The sequence below is a fragment of the Acetobacter pasteurianus subsp. pasteurianus LMG 1262 = NBRC 106471 genome, from assembly GCF_000285275.1.
Classification (GTDB): Bacteria; Pseudomonadota; Alphaproteobacteria; order Acetobacterales; family Acetobacteraceae; genus Acetobacter; species Acetobacter pasteurianus.
This window is the reverse complement of record NZ_CADO01000004.1, coordinates 41345-58129: the sequence shown is the minus strand read 5'-3', so window position 1 is coordinate 58129 and position 16785 is coordinate 41345. Positions and strand designations below refer to the sequence as shown.

Annotated in this window: 16 protein-coding genes and 1 tRNA gene; 5 read left to right on the top strand and 12 right to left on the bottom strand. The window is 55.3% G+C overall.

The window, feature by feature from the left end; all coding sequences use genetic code 11:
• Nucleotides 1-141: 141 nt before the first annotated feature.
• The 3 genes from APA10_RS01405 to APA10_RS01395 all read left to right on the top strand — a co-directional run bounded on the left by APA10_RS01405 (nucleotide 142) and on the right by APA10_RS01395 (nucleotide 1307).
• Nucleotides 142-215 (top strand) — tRNA-Cys (locus APA10_RS01405).
• A 468-nt stretch (nucleotides 216-683) separates the two neighbouring features.
• Complete coding sequence (locus APA10_RS01400; RefSeq protein WP_003624276.1) at nucleotides 684-944, top strand: hypothetical protein; 261 nt, start codon at nucleotides 684-686, stop codon at nucleotides 942-944.
• A 105-nt stretch (nucleotides 945-1049) separates the two neighbouring features.
• Nucleotides 1050-1307, top strand: a complete 258-nt coding sequence (locus APA10_RS01395) for a hypothetical protein (RefSeq protein WP_228142444.1) — start codon at nucleotides 1050-1052, stop codon at nucleotides 1305-1307.
• Between the two features lie 67 nt (nucleotides 1308-1374).
• Here APA10_RS01395 and APA10_RS01390 read toward each other — a convergent pair whose 3' ends face one another.
• Complete coding sequence (locus APA10_RS01390) at nucleotides 1375-2217, bottom strand: SDR family NAD(P)-dependent oxidoreductase (protein ID WP_174714321.1); 843 nt, start codon at nucleotides 2215-2217, stop codon at nucleotides 1375-1377.
• A gap of 31 nt (nucleotides 2218-2248) precedes the next feature.
• On the opposite strand from APA10_RS01390, the gene APA10_RS01385 reads away from it, so the two are divergent.
• Nucleotides 2249-3397, top strand: coding sequence for a hypothetical protein (locus tag APA10_RS01385; RefSeq protein ID WP_003629939.1), 1149 nt, complete (start codon nucleotides 2249-2251; stop codon nucleotides 3395-3397).
• A gap of 24 nt (nucleotides 3398-3421) precedes the next feature.
• Here the strand turns inward: APA10_RS01385 and thiL are convergent, their stop codons facing one another.
• From thiL to nrdR, 3 genes are all read right to left on the bottom strand, one after another.
• Nucleotides 3422-4411: a thiamine-phosphate kinase gene (gene thiL, locus APA10_RS01380; protein WP_003629938.1), complete on the bottom strand. Its 990-nt coding sequence runs from the start codon at nucleotides 4409-4411 to the stop codon at nucleotides 3422-3424.
• Complete coding sequence (gene nusB / locus APA10_RS01375) at nucleotides 4380-4904, bottom strand: transcription antitermination factor NusB (RefSeq protein ID WP_003624286.1); 525 nt, start codon at nucleotides 4902-4904, stop codon at nucleotides 4380-4382. The genes thiL and nusB overlap by 32 nt, the downstream gene beginning before the upstream one ends.
• 65 nt (nucleotides 4905-4969) lie before the next feature.
• Entirely contained in the window at nucleotides 4970-5446 is a 477-nt protein-coding gene (nrdR, locus tag APA10_RS01370) for a transcriptional regulator NrdR (RefSeq protein ID WP_003624288.1), read from the bottom strand.
• Nucleotides 5447-5584: 138 nt separating this feature from the next.
• Between nrdR and APA10_RS01365 the strand changes: the two genes are divergently transcribed.
• Nucleotides 5585-6103 (top strand): copper chaperone PCu(A)C, encoded by a 519-nt coding sequence (locus tag APA10_RS01365; RefSeq protein WP_003624292.1) that lies wholly within the window; start codon nucleotides 5585-5587, stop codon nucleotides 6101-6103.
• Between the two features lie 63 nt (nucleotides 6104-6166).
• On the opposite strand, the gene glpK is transcribed toward APA10_RS01365, so the two are convergent.
• From glpK to cydD, 8 genes are all read right to left on the bottom strand, one after another.
• Complete coding sequence (gene glpK / locus APA10_RS01360) at nucleotides 6167-7666, bottom strand: glycerol kinase GlpK (protein ID WP_003624294.1); 1500 nt, start codon at nucleotides 7664-7666, stop codon at nucleotides 6167-6169.
• Nucleotides 7667-7693: 27 nt separating this feature from the next.
• Complete coding sequence (locus APA10_RS01355) at nucleotides 7694-8524, bottom strand: MIP/aquaporin family protein (RefSeq protein WP_080587105.1); 831 nt, start codon at nucleotides 8522-8524, stop codon at nucleotides 7694-7696.
• A gap of 45 nt (nucleotides 8525-8569) precedes the next feature.
• Entirely contained in the window at nucleotides 8570-10090 is a 1521-nt protein-coding gene (gene glpD, locus APA10_RS01350; RefSeq protein ID WP_003624299.1) for a glycerol-3-phosphate dehydrogenase, read from the bottom strand.
• Nucleotides 10091-10230: 140 nt separating this feature from the next.
• Entirely contained in the window at nucleotides 10231-11001 is a 771-nt protein-coding gene (locus APA10_RS01345; protein ID WP_003624300.1) for a DeoR/GlpR family DNA-binding transcription regulator, read from the bottom strand.
• The gene (gene recQ / locus APA10_RS01340; protein WP_003629931.1) at nucleotides 10998-12878 is read right to left on the bottom strand and encodes a DNA helicase RecQ; all 1881 of its coding nucleotides are present in this window, start codon (nucleotides 12876-12878) and stop codon (nucleotides 10998-11000) included. The genes APA10_RS01345 and recQ overlap by 4 nt, the downstream gene beginning before the upstream one ends.
• A 4-nt stretch (nucleotides 12879-12882) precedes the next feature.
• The gene (locus APA10_RS01335) at nucleotides 12883-13260 is read right to left on the bottom strand and encodes an OmpA family protein (RefSeq protein ID WP_003624304.1); all 378 of its coding nucleotides are present in this window, start codon (nucleotides 13258-13260) and stop codon (nucleotides 12883-12885) included.
• A gap of 78 nt (nucleotides 13261-13338) precedes the next feature.
• Nucleotides 13339-15033 (bottom strand): thiol reductant ABC exporter subunit CydC, encoded by a 1695-nt coding sequence (gene cydC, locus APA10_RS01330; RefSeq protein WP_003629930.1) that lies wholly within the window; start codon nucleotides 15031-15033, stop codon nucleotides 13339-13341.
• 2 nt (nucleotides 15034-15035) lie between these two features.
• Nucleotides 15036-16757, bottom strand: coding sequence for a thiol reductant ABC exporter subunit CydD (gene cydD, locus APA10_RS01325; RefSeq protein ID WP_035365885.1), 1722 nt, complete (start codon nucleotides 16755-16757; stop codon nucleotides 15036-15038).
• Nucleotides 16758-16785: the final 28 nt, after the last annotated feature.

Below are 16785 nucleotides of genomic sequence, written 5' to 3'. Positions count from 1 at the left end.
CTTGCGGTTAAGGTTTATGCCCTTTGCGGTTCCTGCCAGATCAAGGGCAAAACATTTTGTGACACACTGATTTAAAATTCGCACAACACAACGGCTTGACCAATGCGCCAGAACAGGAGATAAGGCACCCCATCACCCGATGGTCTGGTGGCAGAATGGTGATGCAGCGGACTGCAAATCCGCGAATGTGGGTTCGATTCCCGCCCAGACCTCCATCTCCCTACGAATCTAAAAGAGAATGCTTGACATTTTCCGCAGAAAACTGCGGTTGTCAGCTCTTGTTCGTATGCCCCGTGTAGCCCTTATCAAAGCAAAAAGTTTGGTGAGTGTCGTGCTGGGTTTTGGGTATTGGTGTTAACAAACGCAGCAATTCATTGTGCAAATTCCTATAATCAGCTCTACAAGCTGGCAGATTCGGAAAAAACGTTCTCTGCCCGTTTGTCTGAGTGAGAGGCCGCTCAGATCAAAGTCTCTACTCATCCATAATGGATGTACAGCCTTCCTACGGCGGTATTGGTACCAGAACTGGCCATAAGCTGACATGGTTAGAGTCATGATCTTTGTTCGGAAATCCTTGGGTAGTCTGCATATTTTGGGTGGTCTGGGGTGCAGGCAGAAGCGTTGCCTCTTGCGGCTGCTGCGTTCACATTCCCGCTGTCATAATTTTGCAAAGGAATACTCTCGTGAGTAATGACACAACAGCACAGAATGGTGTTCTGCGTTCCGTTAAGGTGCAGAAAGACGGAAGCACCAAGGCAAAGCTGTGCTTTACAAAGCAGGACCAGAATATTGAATTTTCTGTAACGGTCACCCTGCCCCCAACGCCAGGTGCAAGTGCCGATGCTGCCTTTGTTGATACAGCCAATCTGCTGGGCCTGACCAAGGTTGCCATTCAGAAGGTGGCAAAAGATCAGAACATCACGCTTCCAAATTTTGCGGAATAAAAGATACTGCGGGCAGCGAATCTGTAAAAGGTGCTGCTGCCCACATATCTAGGGCTCCGGTTTGCCGTGCCGGGTATAAACATTTCGCAAGAAAGGGCTTGGCTTGTGCAGAAAAAATTTGCCGATGTTTTTCTGGAAAAAGTAGAGCAGATAAACGCTGGCCGGACCATTTATGCCAGCGCGGGTGCGTTTTTATGTGTCTGTTTTATGCTAGGGTTGGCCAACCTGATTTGCCATTTCGGCCTGCATATTGATCTGGCTTATCTGGTGCGAGATCTTATTTTCATCATGGCATTTTATTTTTTCCTGCCTCCCCTCATCCTATGGGTTGGAAAAGGCAGGCTTCCGGGTGGAGATAATTAGGCTTTTTCTGCCCCATCAAGCTTGTGCGTCACTTTATTTAAAGCAGCACAAGCTCTCAGGAAAAAACTTATTGTCGCTCTTTCTGGCCGACAATCAGGCTGCGTAAAATGCGTTCACGCAGGCATTGAGGCAGCAGCCGCTCAAGAACCCGAAGCACCCGAAACGGCCACGGGAAAATATAAACTTTTCTTTTTTTTGTAATGGCCCGGATAATGCGGCGCGCAGCACTTTTGGCTGAAACCAAAAATGGACGCGGCCCTTCCAGTCTGCGGCTCATGGGGGTGTCTATAAAGCCCGGCACAATCAGCGTGAGGCCCACACCTTTATCTTCCCACGCCAGACCTGCCGCGCGCGCGAAGAAATCCAACCCACATTTAGAGCTGCTATAGGCCGGAGAGCACGGTAGTTCGTAAAACCCTGCAACGGAGCCGATAAGGGCAATATGGCCGCCTCCATTGGGGATCATATTCTGGGCAGCGGCTGTGGCCAAGGCTACGGGCGTGGCATAGTTCACCTGCGCAAGCTGTAATACCTTTTGCGGGTCTTCTGTCATGCTGTCCAATGGCTGTATGTCAGATAGCCCAGCCCCCAGAATCACCAGATCAGGCTTATGGTCAGCATAATCGGCCTCAAACGCTGCCAGAGCGGCCTCACCATCACACAGATCAATCTGGCGGGTAAAAACAGCAGAACCGCGTGCACAACACGTGGTGGCAATTTCTGTCAGGCGTTCGGGGTTTCTGCCCCATAATATCAGGGTCCGGCCCGGCCGTGCATAACGTTTGGCCAGTTCCATTCCAATTCCGCCGGTGGCCCCAGTAAGCAGAACAGAGCGTGCGGTGTGTTTTCCGTTCGCAACAACTTTCACACTTTTCCCTTTCCCAATGCTGCGTAATAAGGCATCACCCACTGGCTTTTGGCTTTCACACAACGGAGTGGCAATGTCTTCCCCCACTCAGATTACGGTTACACCTGTTTCGGGTTCACGCCAGCTTTCTCTCTTTATAAAACTTCCACGCCTTCTTTACGATGGCTTGCCGAGTTATGTGCCTCCTTTAGATATGGAGCAGCGGGATATTTTTTCACCCACGCATGCACCATTTTTTGAGCACGGCTTTGCTTGTTATTTTCTGGCGTGGCGGAATGGAAAGCCCATTGGGCGTATATCTGCCCAGATAGATGCCTTGGCTCTTAAGCAGCCAGGCCCACGTACGGGTTTTTTTGGCGCGCTGGATACGCTGGAGCCGGAGTGTGTGGCCCCATTGCTTGAGGCCGCCACACAATGGCTGAAGCTGCGCAAAGTTAAGCGCATACGTGGCCCGTGGACACTGAATAGCAATGGTGAATCCGGGATTATGGTGGAAGGGCAGGATGAGCCCCCCATGATAGGCATACCGTGGCACCCCAAAATTCTTGGCCCCGCAGTTGAGGCCGCCGGGTTTAAGCGTGCTGTGGACCTATTGTCCTACCGGATGGAAACCAGTCCTTCTGCCGAACGCGCAAACCAGATACCGGCCAATATCCGGCAGCGTCTGGGGGCTATTACCATGCGCGGGCTGCGTAAGGACAAGGTGAATGAAGACGCCGAAATCCTGCGTGAGATCTATAATGATGCATGGTCTGATACATGGGGGAATATTCCCCTTACGCAGGATGAGGTGAAAAGCCTGCTCAAGGCGCTTAAGCCTATCTTGCGGCCAGAACAGTACGTGCTGGCTGAAGTGGCCGGAGAACCCGCAGCCATTGCGCTGGTTATTCCCAACATGTTTGATATCAGTGGTGATCTGGGTGGTGCACCCTCTCCGCTTGGCTGGCTCAAGCTGGCCTCACGCGTGGTCAGTCATGATTTCCGGTCTGCACGTGTGGTGCTGCTGGGTGTGCGCAGGAAATATCTTGGCACCGCCCTGCGCGCCATGCTGCCAGCCCTGATTATTGATGAGCTGATGAAGCGCGGCCACGTGCTGCCTTATCGCAGCATTGAGCTTGGTTGGGTGCTGGAAACGCATGAAGGCCTGCGCAAGCTGATTGAGCGCATTTCTCCCACGCCGTACAAACGGCACCGGATGTACGAAAAACTTTTAACGGACTAAACCGCTCTCTGGCGGGTGGAGCGCCTAAAGGTGGCTCCACCCGTGGGAACGGAATTGCAGGTTTTTGCCTGCACTATCCAGAACCGTTACGCCTGTAGATGCCTGCGTAAATCCCCCTATACGGGTGACTTTTACAGGGCCACAGACAGTATCTAACGTGCCTTTGCTGAGCAGCGCGGCTTCGTGCTGAGCGGGAACGGCAAATAAGATCTCATAATCATCGCCGCCGGTTAGGCAGGTTTCCAGCCATTTGGGGCCGGTTTGGCGGGCTGCGTCTGATAGAGGCACAGCATCTGCATGGATGGTCACATGCAACGCATTTTCCCGTGCAAGATGCCCAGCATCCTGTAGTAAGCCGTCTGAAATATCCATGGCAGCAGAGGCAAGGCCGTATAAGGGCAAGCCAATGCGGGGGTGCGGCAGACGGTAACGCTGCGCCAGATATCCGGATGGATCAGCTATTTCACCCTGAAGAGCGCGTAAGCCCAGCGCGCCATCACCAATGGTGCCCGTAACCCATAATCCATCACCAGCCTGTGCGCCTTGTCGGCGGATGGCCTGCCCCGGCAATACAGAGCCAAGAATGGTCAGGGACAACACCAGCGGGCCACGGGTGGAGGTTGTATCGCCCCCCAGCAACTGAAGCCCGAATTGCTCCTGATCCGCTTTCAGCCCCTTGCAGAACTGCGCCACCCATTGTTCGGTAATATGGGGCGGCCGCGCAAACGTTAGTAGCCAACCTTCCGGGCGGCTGCCCATGGCTGCCAGATCAGACAGATTGCAGCGGAGCAGCTTGCGGCCAATGGTTTCTGGTGGATCATCTGGCAGAAAATGAACATTTTCCACCATGCCATCCGCTGCAATCACCAACTCCCGCCCTTCTGGCGGTGTGAAAACAGCGGCATCATCCCTCAATTCAAGGGCAGCGGCGCCAGCCAGAGCAGAAAAATGTTGCCGGATAAACGCAAATTCCTGCGGCAGATCAGTCTGGCTGCTGGGTTTGTTCTGTATCATGGTTCCGTTCAGCCGCCAGACGTTTGAAGAGCGTATCCAGAACGCCGTTCACAAGGCGCGGTTCGTCACCAGAGAAGAATGCATGGGCTACGTCCATGTATTCATTGATCAGCACGGGAGCAGGCGCATCGCCTTCTGTGGCTTCTGCTGCGGCAGCCAGAAGCAATGCGCGCAATACGGGGTCCAGCCGCGCAATGGGCCATGTTTCCGGAAGTGTTTTTTCAACTTCCTGCGTAACCTGCGTGCGCATGGAGGTGACCAGCCGCACGATATGGCTGAAAAGCTGTGTATCGGCTTCTGGAATGCAGCCATCTTCATAGCTTGCGCCATCCAATGTTGTACCAAACCGATGGACCAGAAACTGCTCAATAACGTTTTCTGGGCGGTCTCCATTCTGGTCAATCTGGAACAGGGCCTGCACAGCGGCAACGCGTGCAGCCGTGCGGGGCCGTTGTGCCCCTTTCAAACGGGGTTCATCCTGTAGTTCTGTCATCCATCCCTCCTGCCCGGCCAGTCTGTTGCAAAGCCGGGTTTCATGGCGTTTTTCTGTTCTAAGGTCTAGTCTTTTCCGGGGGCTGGGGCGCCACCTGTTTCCATAAGGTTCAGGATTTCCGAAAAATCCTTGGCTTCTGTAAAATCGCGGTACACGCTTGCAAACCGCACATATCCAACGCCATCCACTTCCTTAAGGGCATCCATTGCCAATTCACCTATGCGGGTGGATGTCACCTCGGTTTCCCCATTTCCCTCAAGCTGGCGCACAATGCCGGTTACAATCTGCTCGATCTGTTCTTCGGAAACAGGGCGTTTGCGCAGGGCAATGCGGATGGAGCGTGCAATTTTTTCCCGGTCAAAGGGCGCGCGCCGGCCATCATTTTTCACCACAACCAGTTCGCGCAGTTGCACGCGTTCTACCGTGGTAAAACGCTGCCCGCAGGACAGGCATGCACGCCGCCGCCGAATGGCCAGTCCTTCCTCATTGGGGCGACTGTCCTTGACCTGACTATCTGGGTTCCCGCAAAAAGGGCAACGCATGGTGGTATCAACCTTCCCTCAGGCGCATTTCTGGCTGGCGTTTTCTGTTGTTAAAAGAGCGCGTATGTAAAGGCACCACTTATTTCTTTTGGGCCGTTTCGTCCATACCATGTGGCGGTCCATCTGGATGGAGAAACTATGAAACGCAGCCATTTTGCTGTTCTGTTCTGTGCAGCTCTTTCTTGCTCAGCCTACGCCGCACCGCAGGCTTGGGCCGATAATCAGCCTCCTCTGCCCGTTCTGCCCGAGCAGGCGGATGCTCAAAAAGATATTACCATATTTGATACATCCCTGCATCTGGCATCGGAAGGAGAGCCGGCAACGGTTTATTTTGCCCTGTCCAATTCCAGTGAAACAGCGCATCTGCTCACGGGCGTAACGTCTCCCGTTTGCCAGAAGCTGGTGGGCCATCATGCCGATCAGGAAAGCACAGGCGGCACCCGAGTGCTGTTTACCCACCTTGCCCTACCCGGCAATTCTACACTGGTGTTTCCACCGGGTGGGTATCACCTGCTTTGCTTTGGCCTTTCCAATAACGTGCATGCCAATCAGAACGTGCCGTTTACATTCACATTTATGGGTGGGTCTTCAAAAACTGTTTCTATCCCTGTGCAGGATGCAGGCACAGATGCAGAAAGTGACCATAAGCCAGACTGATCACGTCTGATTTAGTAAAGCGCCATTCTGGCAGGAAAGTGCTTCCTGCCAGAAATTGTGGTTTCAGCCGCCCGTATAGGTGCTGAGGGTGCGCTTAACAGCCTGATGCCATCCGGCAATCATGGTGCGGCGCTGTTCATTTTCCATTTTCGGTTCAAACAGAGAGCCCCGAGCCCATTCGGAAGCTACAGTCTGCTCACTATCCCACACACCTGTTGCAATGCCTGCCAGAAAGCCTGCGCCCAGAGCAGTGGTTTCCACGTTGCGCGGGCGTTCCACCTTGGCCTGCAGCATGTCTGCAAGAAACTGGCAGTACCAGTCATTGGCAGACATGCCGCCATCTACGCGAATGCTATCTGTGGTGCCACCGCCATCCTGCATCATGGCGGTTACCAGATCGAGCGTCTGATATGCCACGGATTCCAGAGCAGCGCGGGCAATATGCGCAGCACTTGAATCCAGCGTAAGGCCGCAGATAAGCCCACGTGCATCCGGGTCCCAATGTGGGGCGCCAAGGCCTACAAAGCCAGGTACCATGTAAACACCGTGGCTGTCTGGTACGCGCGTAGCCATATCATCGGTTTGAGAGGCATGGGTAATCAGATGCAGCCCATCGCGCAGCCATTTGATGGCCGCACCGGCCACAAAAATGGAGCCTTCCAGCGCATAGGTGGTTTTGCCATTGATACGATAGGCAATAGTGGTGAGCATGCGGTTGCGTGATGTTACGGGTTTATCCCCTGTATTCAGCAGCAAAAAGCAGCCTGTGCCGTAGGTGGCCTTGGCCATGCCGGGCGTAAAACATGCCTGCCCCACCACAGCGGCCTGCTGGTCCCCCGCTATACCTGCAATAGGGATAGGCCGACCAAACAGTTCCGGCACGGTTTCACCATAAATGCAGCTACTATCCTTCACTTCTGGCAGAAGTGCTGCAGGTACGCGGAAAAGACGCAGAAGGTCTTCATCCCACTGTTGGCGGTGGATATCAAACAGCATGGTGCGGGATGCGTTGGTTACATCCGTTGCGTGCACCTTGCCGCCTGTCAGTCGCCACAGAATGAAGGAATCAATGGTGCCAAAAGCAAGTTCACCCTTTTCAGCACGTTCGCGGGCCTGAGGAACGTTATCCAGCAGCCATGCAAGCTTGGTGGCAGAAAAATATGGGTCAATCAAAAGGCCGGTGCGTTCGCGCACCAGTGTTTCTGCGCCTTCATCCCGCAGTTTCTGACACACATTGGCCGTGCGCCGATCCTGCCAGACAATAGCGCGATGGATAGGCTTGCCGGTAGCGCGTTCCCACACCACAATGGTTTCGCGCTGGTTGGTAATGCCAATGCCTGCAACCCGGTCTGCTGCGCCAGATTTTTCCAGCGCTGCGCGCGCGGTGCTTACAACATCTTTCCAGATATCTTCCGGGCAGTGTTCTACCCAGCCGGCCTTGGGGTAATGCTGTGCAAACTCCTCTCTGGCGGCAGCGAGTTCCTGCGCATCACGATCAAAGACAATGCTGCGTGTTGATGTCGTTCCCTGATCAATAGCCAGGACACAGTCTTGCTTACTCATTAAGGAGTATCCTTCTGCGTGTTGCGGTCAGTCTGCCGCCGTCGTGGTCACCCGTGCCCGTGCGGGCATAAATGGGCGGAGAAGTGTCTGGTAAAGTGTGGCACCCACTAAACCGCCCACCATGGGGCCAGCAATAGGCATCCACCAATAATTGCCGGGGGAAGGAAACGCGGCACGTCCCCATCCTGCAACAAAACAGAAAATGCGCGGCCCAAGATCACGCGCAGGGTTAAGGGCCCAGCCTTCCAAAAAGCCGGAAGATGCGCCCAGAATAGCCACCAGCAGGCCAATAATCAGCGCGCCAGAATTGGCTTGTGGGGCCACGGTATTGTATTCACAGGTAATGGCAAAAATACCCAGCACCAAAATGGCGGTCAGGATAACCTCATTCATCATGGCATGAAGTGGGGTTACAAAATCACCGGGATGGGTAAAGAAAACGCCAGAAGCTGCGCTATCATTCACCCAGTCCAGATGATGGGCGAGCGCGTAATGCTGGATAACAGAGCCATACAGGGCGTACACAAGCGAGGCACCTAAAAAGCCGCCGCCAATTTGTGCTACCCAGTAAGGCACAACTTTTTTCCAGGAAAATCCACGGTAGCATGCCAAGGCCAGCGTAACGGCCGGGTTGGCATGCGTGCCAGATACAGAGCCAGTTACATAGATGGCCAGCGTAACGGCCAGCCCCCATGTAATGGCAACACCCCAGTAAGCCTGCTTGTAGGGGCTGGGATCATACAGCGAGAACATTGCTGCCACTGAATCCCCAATAGTCACAATAATCATAACAGCCAGACATTCGGCTATCATTTCCCCAAGCAGGGCTTTTCCTGTTTTTTCCATGACCTTCCTCATTATTATTTTTGTTGTTGGAAAGGACGTATCTATGGTTCTCAGATATCAGGCAAGTTTCTTCCCGACATATGCTTCAACATTGGCTTTTTCTGCATCATTCAGATGCAGACCCAGCTTGCTGCGGCGCCACAGAACATCTTCTGCCGTGCGTGCCCATTCACGAGAAATCAGATAATCCACTTCACGCGATGTCAGGTCACCGCCCAGCACTTCACCCATATCCTGCATGCTATTGGCTTCACCAATAATTTCGTAGGTCCGGCTGCCATAATTGCGCATCAGGCGCCATGCAAGACCTTCCGGTAGCCACGGTGCTGTGCGGCGCAGGCGTGCCAGAGCCTGATCAAACCCACCGTCACCCAAATCACCACCGGGCAGAACTTCCTGTGCAGTCCAGCTCTGGCCACCTACTGCGGGCAGAACAGGTGCCAGTTTTTCCAGCGCGTGTTCGGCAAGCTTACGGTAAGTGGTGATCTTGCCACCAAAGATGGAAAGCAGCGGCGCACCATCCTGCGTATCCAGATCCAGCACGTAATCACGCGTTACGGCAGAAGCATTGGCAGAGGCATCATCATACAGCGGACGCAGGCCAGCGTAGCTCCACACCACATCGCTTTCTTTGACCTGCACGTTCAGATAGCGGTTTACGCTTTCACACAGGTAGCTCACTTCATCGGGCGCAATTTCCACTTTGCCCGGTTCCTGCTTCCACGGAATATCGGTGGTGCCGATCAGTGTGAACTTCTGTTCATACGGAATGGCGAACACAATACGCTTATCCGGGTTCTGGAAGATGTAAGCCTGCGGGCCTTCATATACGCGCGGCACAATAATGTGGCTACCCTTAACCAAACGAACGGATTTGGAGTTCGGGATCTTCAGCGTATCGGCCAGCAGGCGTGCAACCCATGGGCCAGCAGCGTTTACCAGCGCCTTGGCGCGTACGGTTGTGGTTTTGCCAGTTGCGCGGTCTTCCAGCGTGGCTTCCCATACGCCGTTGGCGCGGCTGGCGGCAATCAGGCGTGTGCGTGTGCGCACATCTGCACCGCGTTCGGCGGCATCCATGGCGTTCAGCACCACAAGGCGGCTGTCTTGCACCCAACCATCGGAATACACAAAGCCTTTGGTGTATTCGGGCTTCAGCGCCGCACCGGATGAATGCGTACGGAAATCAATGCCGCGAGACTTCGGCAGTGTCATGTTGGAAGCAAGGTGATCGTAAAGGAACAGACCAGCCTTGAGCATCCATGCCGGACGGACCAGCTTGGAGTGTGGCAGCACGAACCGGAGCGGCCACATGATATGCGGGGCCATCTTCAACAGGCGTTCGCGTTCCATCAGGGCTTCGCGCACCAGGCGGAATTCGTAATATTCCAGATAACGCAGCCCGCCGTGGATCAGCTTTGTGCTGGAAGATGATGTGTAGCTGGCAAGGTCATCCTGCTCCACCAGCAGAACAGAGGCGCCACGGCCAACAGCATCTCGTGCGATGCCTGCGCCGTTTACCCCTCCTCCAACAATGAGCAGATCATAAATGCGGGCGGGAGATGCAGTAGGTGTGGTCATGGTTTCTTCCGGTTTCGGTCAGAACGCAAACTTCTGTCTTTTATTCGTATTCGAAAAGAAAACGCAAGAAGAATGGCGTCAATATGGCCAGATGGCGGTTTTTAACGGCCTTTCCTGCTTTCCTTTACGAAAAAGAACGATCATGGCTGGGCAATATGCAGCTTTACATCGTGCTCTTTCAGCAGGGCGCGAATGTTCGCTGGTGGTGGTTGATCGGTATAAAACGCGTTAACCTGCGTAATATGCCCTACCCGTGCCATGGGTCTGCGGCGGAATTTGGTATGGTCTGCCAACAAAAAAACAGTGCGCGCATTACGTAGGATAGCTTGTGCCGCGTTAATTTCATCGGCATCAAAATCCAGTAATGTGCCGTCTTCATCTATGCCGCTAATGCCGATTACGCCAAAATCTGCCCGGTATTGCTCAATCATGGCGGCGGCTGTGGGGCCGACTATGCCGCCATCACGCAGGCGCACATGCCCACCCGTAATAATCAGGCTGCATTCCGGCGCAGGAGCCAAAAGCGTGGCCACATGGATATTGTTGGTAATAACCCGCAGCGCCTTGTGGGTGCGGAGAGACTGGGCAAAGGCCTCTGTCGTTGTGCCAATGTTGATGAAAAGCGAAGCACCGTTGGGAATAGCCTGTGCGGCATTGCGCCCAATGGCTTCCTTTTCGCGCAGGTTCAGAATTTGCCGATCGGAATAGGAAATGTTTTCTGAGGGTGAAAGAGAGCTGGCTCCACCATGATGGCGGGCAAGAAGCCCCTGTGCAGCCATGGTGTTGACGTCTCGCCGCACGGTTTGCACCGTAACATTGAGCTCACGCGCCAGATCTTCACTGGTGGCGTAGCCATGTTGCTGCACCAGCTTGAGAATACGAAACCGACGTTGTTGCACTGCCTGTGTCATGCCTGCGCTGTTTCAAGAACCTCCAGCACGGCTTCTCCGTACCGTTCCAGCTTGGAGCGCCCTACCCCTTTGATATCGCCCAGTTCATCCAGGTCTGAGGGTTTTTCCATGGCGATATCGCGCAGCACGGAATCATGGAAGATAACGTAAGGCGGAATCTCCTGCTCCTGCGCTTCTTCCCGGCGCCATTGGCGCAGCGCATCAAACAGGGCTTTGCTGTCTTCTGTAAGGGCAATGCCTGCGCTTTGGCTGCTGCGGTCTGATAACCGGCTGTTTGTTTCCACTACAGGGTCTGCCCGTAAGTGAACTTCTTCCTCACCACGTAAAATGGGCCGGGCTACATTCTGGTTTAAAATCAGGCCACCGTACTGGCCTTCTGTGCGCAAGGCGCCACGGGCTATAAGCTGGCGCACCACGCCGCGCCAGAATTGCTCGCTTTTATCCTTGCCAATGCCCCATACGGTCAGTTTGTCATGGCCATTACGGGTAATGGCTTCTGTGGTTTTTCCGCGCAGTACACCGATAACATGCAGTGCGCCAAAACATTGCCCTGTGCGATACACGGCAGAAAGCAGCTTACGGGCTGCTTCGGTGCCATTGAATGTCAGCACAGGGTGCAGGCAGTTATCACAATGGCCACAGGGTTCGGCCAGTTCCTCACCAAAACAATGCAGTAAGGCGCGGGTGCGGCAGCCAGTGGTTTCGGTCAGCGCTATCATGGCTTCCAACCGGCTGCGCATAATCCGCTTTTCGCTTTCTGGTGCGGCAGATTGATCTAGCCAGTAGCGGGCGCGGGCCATGTCCTCCCCGCCGTAAAGCAGGAGTGTGTCAGACGGCAGGCCATCGCGCCCGGCCCGGCCAATTTGCTGGTAATAGGCTTCGGGCGAGGCTGGCATATCCAAATGCACAACGGCGCGTACGTCTGGCCTGTCTATGCCCATGCCAAAGGCAATTGTGGCCACAATAACAAGGGGCTCACCAGAACGAAAACGCAGCAATGCAGCACGTTTTTCTATAGGGGAAAGCCCTGCATGGTAAGCCAAAGCAGGCCACCCACGTTCACGCAGAGAAGCGGCCATGCGCTCCGTACGGGCACGGCTGCCGCAATATACAATACTGGCGGCATCCTTATGCCGCTCCAGCGCTGTAATAAGCTGGCGCGTTTCAGACGCTTTGGGCTGTACAGAAATGTTGAGATTAGGCCGATGAAAGCTGGAAACCAGCACTTCGGCATGCGGCATATCCAGTGCCGCCAGAATATCTTCCCGCGTGCGTTCATCTGCTGTGGCAGTAAGGGCAATGCGTGGCACATGCGGAAAATGGCGTGGCAATGCCGTAAGCGCGCGGTATTCTGGCCGGAACTCATGCCCCCATGCCGAAATACAATGGGCTTCATCAATAGCAATAACCGAAAGCGGTATGCGCACCAGCCGATCCAGCGTGCCGGATGAAAGCAGGCGTTCGGGAGAGATATACAGCAGATCTATGCGCCCATTTGCTAGATCTGAGCGGATTTTGGCCGCTTCATCCCCTTCTAGTTCAGAATGGAGGGCCGCGGCATTGATGCCAAGTTGGCGCAGGCCCGCAACCTGATCATCCATAAGGGCAATAAGGGGGGAAATAACCAGCCCCATGCCTTCGCGGCACAGGGCGGGTATTTGGTAGCATACACTTTTGCCGCCGCCGGTTGGCATAAGCACCAGTGTATCTCTGCCTTCCATAACGCATTCAACAGCTTGCGCCTGAAGACTGCGGAAACCGGGAAAGCCAAAAACCGCCTGCAGGACTTCCTGAGGCGGCTTTCCAGCAAACCGATCCCGTTCCAGCCTGCTATGTGAAAACTGAGAGGGCGTGGATATGGAGCCGGTTTCTATCATTCTATCAGGGGTTGGCCAGTTCGATCTCCACGCGGCGGGAGCCAACCTGCATGCCTTCGCTGCTGGAAGGTGCGCGTGGGGTCTGGACGATATGATCACCCGCCACGCCATCTTCACTCAGCTGCTGGGCTACGGCTTTGGCGCGCTGGATGGCCAGAAGCGCATCGGCAGAAAGGTCCTGCCCTGCATGTGCGTAACCTTCCACTTTGACAATGCGGGAAGGATGTCTTTTGGATTTTTCTGCTACCTGCAACAGAACATTGCGAGCATTGTCATCCAGCTCTGTTGAGCCAGCGGAGAAGAAAACCACGTATTTGCGTGGTGCATTGCCAGCACAGGCAGCCAAAAGGCAGAGACCAGCAACAGGAAGCAAGCGGCGCATATAAAATGTCCTAATCAAGATATGTAATTATTTCCTAACTGGTGCCCTGCCGGGGCCGTTACGTCAACATAGATTTGCTTACGCAACGGCGGCTTTGGCAACACCGGCAGAAAGCCGCCAGATGCGGTCCAGCTTTTCCACACCAGTCAGGCGGTGTGCAATAAGGATAACTGTGCGCCCTTCTGTAACGGTGTTGAGCGTGCGTAGGAAGTCTTGCTCGGTCTGGGCATCCAACCCGGTGGCAGGTTCATCCAAAATCATGATAGGCGCTTGCGTGAGCAATGTGCGGGCCAGTGCAATACGCCGCCCCTGCCCGCCAGATAGCCGCACGCCACCTTCACCCAGCCACGTATCCAGCCCTTCGGGCAGGGTACGCACAACATCTGCAATGGCGGCTTCTTCCAACGCCTGCCACAGGTCTTCTTCCGTGGCGTCCGGGCGGCCCAATAGAAGGTTGGCGCGGATGGTATCATCAAACAGATGAGTGGCTTGGGAAAGCCACGCAATACGCTGGCGCAAAGAGTCCGCCTTGATGCGGGAAATATCTTCTCCGCCCAGTGTAATGGTGCCTGCTTCTGGCGTGGCGGCTTTGAGCAGCAGAGCCGCAAGGCTGGATTTGCCCACGCCAGATGGCCCCAGAATAGCCACACGGGCACCTGCGGGAATGTCCAGAGTAAGGCCATCAAACACCCATGGGCGATTTGCAGCCCAGCGGAATTTTACGCCTTCTACATGAATATGCGTGTCTAGCGGTGCATCTGTCTGTTCAGACGCAGGAACGGTGATGGCGGATGGTTGTTCAGCCACTTCCACCACGCGGCGTGCTGCGGCCCCCATTGCGCCAGCCTGTAGCCCGGCACGGGTAAGTGCTGCGGCACTTTCAAAAGCGGCAACGGTCAGGAACAGAATGCCCACACCTTCAAGCGCAGGAATGTGTTCTGCAAACAGCCCGCCAATGCTTAGCAGCACGGCAAATACGGCAATCTGCCCGGCCAGAAAGGCCATGGCGTTTGCAAGAGCCGCCCGGCGTGCCAGACGAAGCTGATCTTGCAGGAGAGCAGCATCTGCTGCCTGCACACGTGCCAGCATACGGCCTTCTGCACCAAAAGCGCGGATTTCACGCAGGCCACCTACCAGATCCAGCACAGTAATGCGCAGATGCGCCAGATGATGCACGATCTGGCTGGCTGATGCGCGGCTGGAGCGTGCAATCATCCACGGCACCACAAAGGCAGAGCAGGCAAACAGCAGGCCTACTACAAGGCCCAATATCACACTGGCATGGCCCGCAATAATAACGAGTGCAGGGAATGTGACACAGGCGCAGATAAGCGGCATCACAATGCGCAGGTACAGGCCATCCAGCGTGCCAATGTCTGATACAAGACGGGAAAGCATATCCCCAGCCCGACGGAAGCCCAGCCCGGCAGCAGCACCCTGCGCGAGGGAGCGGAAAAACCACACACGCAAATCAGCCAGCGCGCGGAACATGGCATCATGCGCAAACAGGCGTTCTGCATACCGCAGGATCACGCGGCCTGCACCAATCCAGCGCAAGGCGGCTGTGGCAATAACAATTTCACCCATAACGCAACCGGCCAGACGCAGCCCGGATGTTTGCATGAGCGCCAGCCCAAAAGCCAAGGCCAGCAGAGCCAGAACAATGCCGCCCGCAAGGCGCACACCCTGTTTGCGCCAGAGCGCAAAAACGGTGCGGATGGCTTGCCAGTCTGTCAGTTCCCCTGTGGGGCGTGGGTTAGGCAGAGAGGTCATGCTCAGGCGGCTCCCTGTCGGCTGATAACGCGGCCACCGGCCAGATCTATGCGGCGGCCTTTAAACATGTGCACGGCGGCAGAATGGGTTGCCAGAATAACGGTGCGCCCTACGGCCAAGCGTTGCAGGCTTTCAAACACGCTTTTTTCTGTTGCCGGGTCCAGATGCGCTGTGGGTTCATCCAACAGCAGCACCGGGGCATTTTTCAGGTAAGCGCGCGCAATGGCAATACGCTGTGCCTGCCCGCCGGAAAGGCCAAATCCACCTTCCCCAATCCGGGTTTCCAACCCTTCGGGCAGGCTGGGCAAAAACTGGTCAACCGCAGCAGATTTTAGCGCAGCCTGAAGTTCGGTATCACTGGCATCGGGCTTTGCAAACAGAATGTTCTCGCGCAGCGTGCCAGCAAACAGAACGGGCTTTTGCCCAATCCATGAAACCATGCGGGCCAGTGCGTCTGGCACAATGCTATCCAGCGGTGCGCCGTTAAACAGCACGCGTCCTGTATCGGGCTGAATGAAGCCCAGCAGCAATTCCATGATAGTGGATTTGCCAGAGCCAGATGCCCCTGCCAGAATCAGGGTTTCACCTGCGGGCACGGTAAAACTGACATGGTCTAGCGCCAGACCACGTGCTGGATCCCACGAAAAGCTGACATCATCAAAGGATACCATCACACCATTGGCGTTGACGGTGCGCGCCCCCTCCGGCGCAGGGCGTTCCTGAGCTTCAGGCAGTTCCAGAACAGCCGTTGCGGCCCCTTGGGCGTGTGCCCTGTCCTGATAAGCAAGAGCCAAGCCACGCAGAGGCGCAAAAAATTCGGGCACAGCCAGCAGAACAAACAGCCCCGCTGTAACGGCATGCACCAATGCCGGTGCACTCCCCTCCGCCTGTAAGGCCAGAGCCTGCCTGCCATCCATAATGGCAATGGCAATAAGAGCAACAACCATGGCGCAGTCGATGGAAGCGGAAGACAGGAACGCAACCCGCAGCACTTTCATGGTGCGCTGGCGCAGTTCTTCTGCAGCATCGCCCAGCTTGCGTGTTTCATCTTCCGCACGGCCTGCCAGCACAATGGTGGCAATGCCTTTAACGCGATCAAGAAAACGGGCCTGCAGGCGTGTCATGGCCAGAAACTGATTGCGGGAGGCTACAGCCGCCCCAATGCCGAACAGCGCTTGCCCGAAAGGCACGGCTATACCGCATAGGCCCAGAACCAATGCAGCATGAGGCTGCACAAAGGCTATGGGAATAAGAATGGCAACAGGTGCGGCAATCCACAGAATAGAGGCCGGGATCCAGCGGCCAAAAAAGCCGTCCAGCGCTTCCACCCTATCCACTATGGTGGAAGCCAGCACGCCACTATGCACGCGGCGCAACAGTGCTGGCCCACCTGTAAGAACGGAGGCCAGAACCTCACCACGCAACCGGCGGCGTGCGGCAATGCCTGCACGTGCGGCACCTGTATCGGCCTGAACCATAACCAAAGCGCGTAGAATGGCCAGAACAGGAAAAGCCAGAAAAGGCCATACAGGCATAGGGCCTGCGGCTTCTGCCATTTTCCAGTTTACCAGGGCATGCCCCAGCACAACGGCCACACACCAGACTTGCCCTATACCGACAAGACTGGAGAGCAGCCCGGCTCCAACCACTGATCGCGCTGCCTGACGCCCCAGACGCGATTGTGTCCGTGTCCAGTTGCGGATTGCTGCTTTCTCGTTGCTCATAACACAAGGCGTTTATACCGACAGGCGC

Excerpts from the sequence above, each read along its gene's own strand:
- cydC (WP_003629930.1), bottom strand. The coding sequence starts at position 15,033 with ATGACCTCTCTGCCTAACCCACGCCCCACAGGGGAACTGACAGACTGG.
- thiL (WP_003629938.1), bottom strand. The coding sequence starts at position 4,411 with ATGATACAGAACAAACCCAGCAGCCAGACTGATCTGCCGCAGGAATTT.
- APA10_RS01365 (WP_003624292.1), top strand. The coding sequence starts at position 5,585 with ATGAAACGCAGCCATTTTGCTGTTCTGTTCTGTGCAGCTCTTTCTTGC.
- glpD (WP_003624299.1), bottom strand. The coding sequence starts at position 10,090 with ATGACCACACCTACTGCATCTCCCGCCCGCATTTATGATCTGCTCATT.
- APA10_RS01385 (WP_003629939.1), top strand. The coding sequence starts at position 2,249 with ATGTCTTCCCCCACTCAGATTACGGTTACACCTGTTTCGGGTTCACGC.
- glpK (WP_003624294.1), bottom strand. The coding sequence starts at position 7,666 with ATGAGTAAGCAAGACTGTGTCCTGGCTATTGATCAGGGAACGACATCA.
- nrdR (WP_003624288.1), bottom strand. The coding sequence starts at position 5,446 with ATGCGTTGCCCTTTTTGCGGGAACCCAGATAGTCAGGTCAAGGACAGT.
- APA10_RS01355 (WP_080587105.1), bottom strand. The coding sequence starts at position 8,524 with ATGAGGAAGGTCATGGAAAAAACAGGAAAAGCCCTGCTTGGGGAAATG.
- APA10_RS01335 (WP_003624304.1), bottom strand. The coding sequence starts at position 13,260 with ATGCGCCGCTTGCTTCCTGTTGCTGGTCTCTGCCTTTTGGCTGCCTGT.
- nusB (WP_003624286.1), bottom strand. The coding sequence starts at position 4,904 with ATGACAGAACTACAGGATGAACCCCGTTTGAAAGGGGCACAACGGCCC.
- recQ (WP_003629931.1), bottom strand. The coding sequence starts at position 12,878 with ATGATAGAAACCGGCTCCATATCCACGCCCTCTCAGTTTTCACATAGC.
- cydD (WP_035365885.1), bottom strand. The coding sequence starts at position 16,757 with ATGAGCAACGAGAAAGCAGCAATCCGCAACTGGACACGGACACAATCG.
- APA10_RS01345 (WP_003624300.1), bottom strand. The coding sequence starts at position 11,001 with ATGACACAGGCAGTGCAACAACGTCGGTTTCGTATTCTCAAGCTGGTG.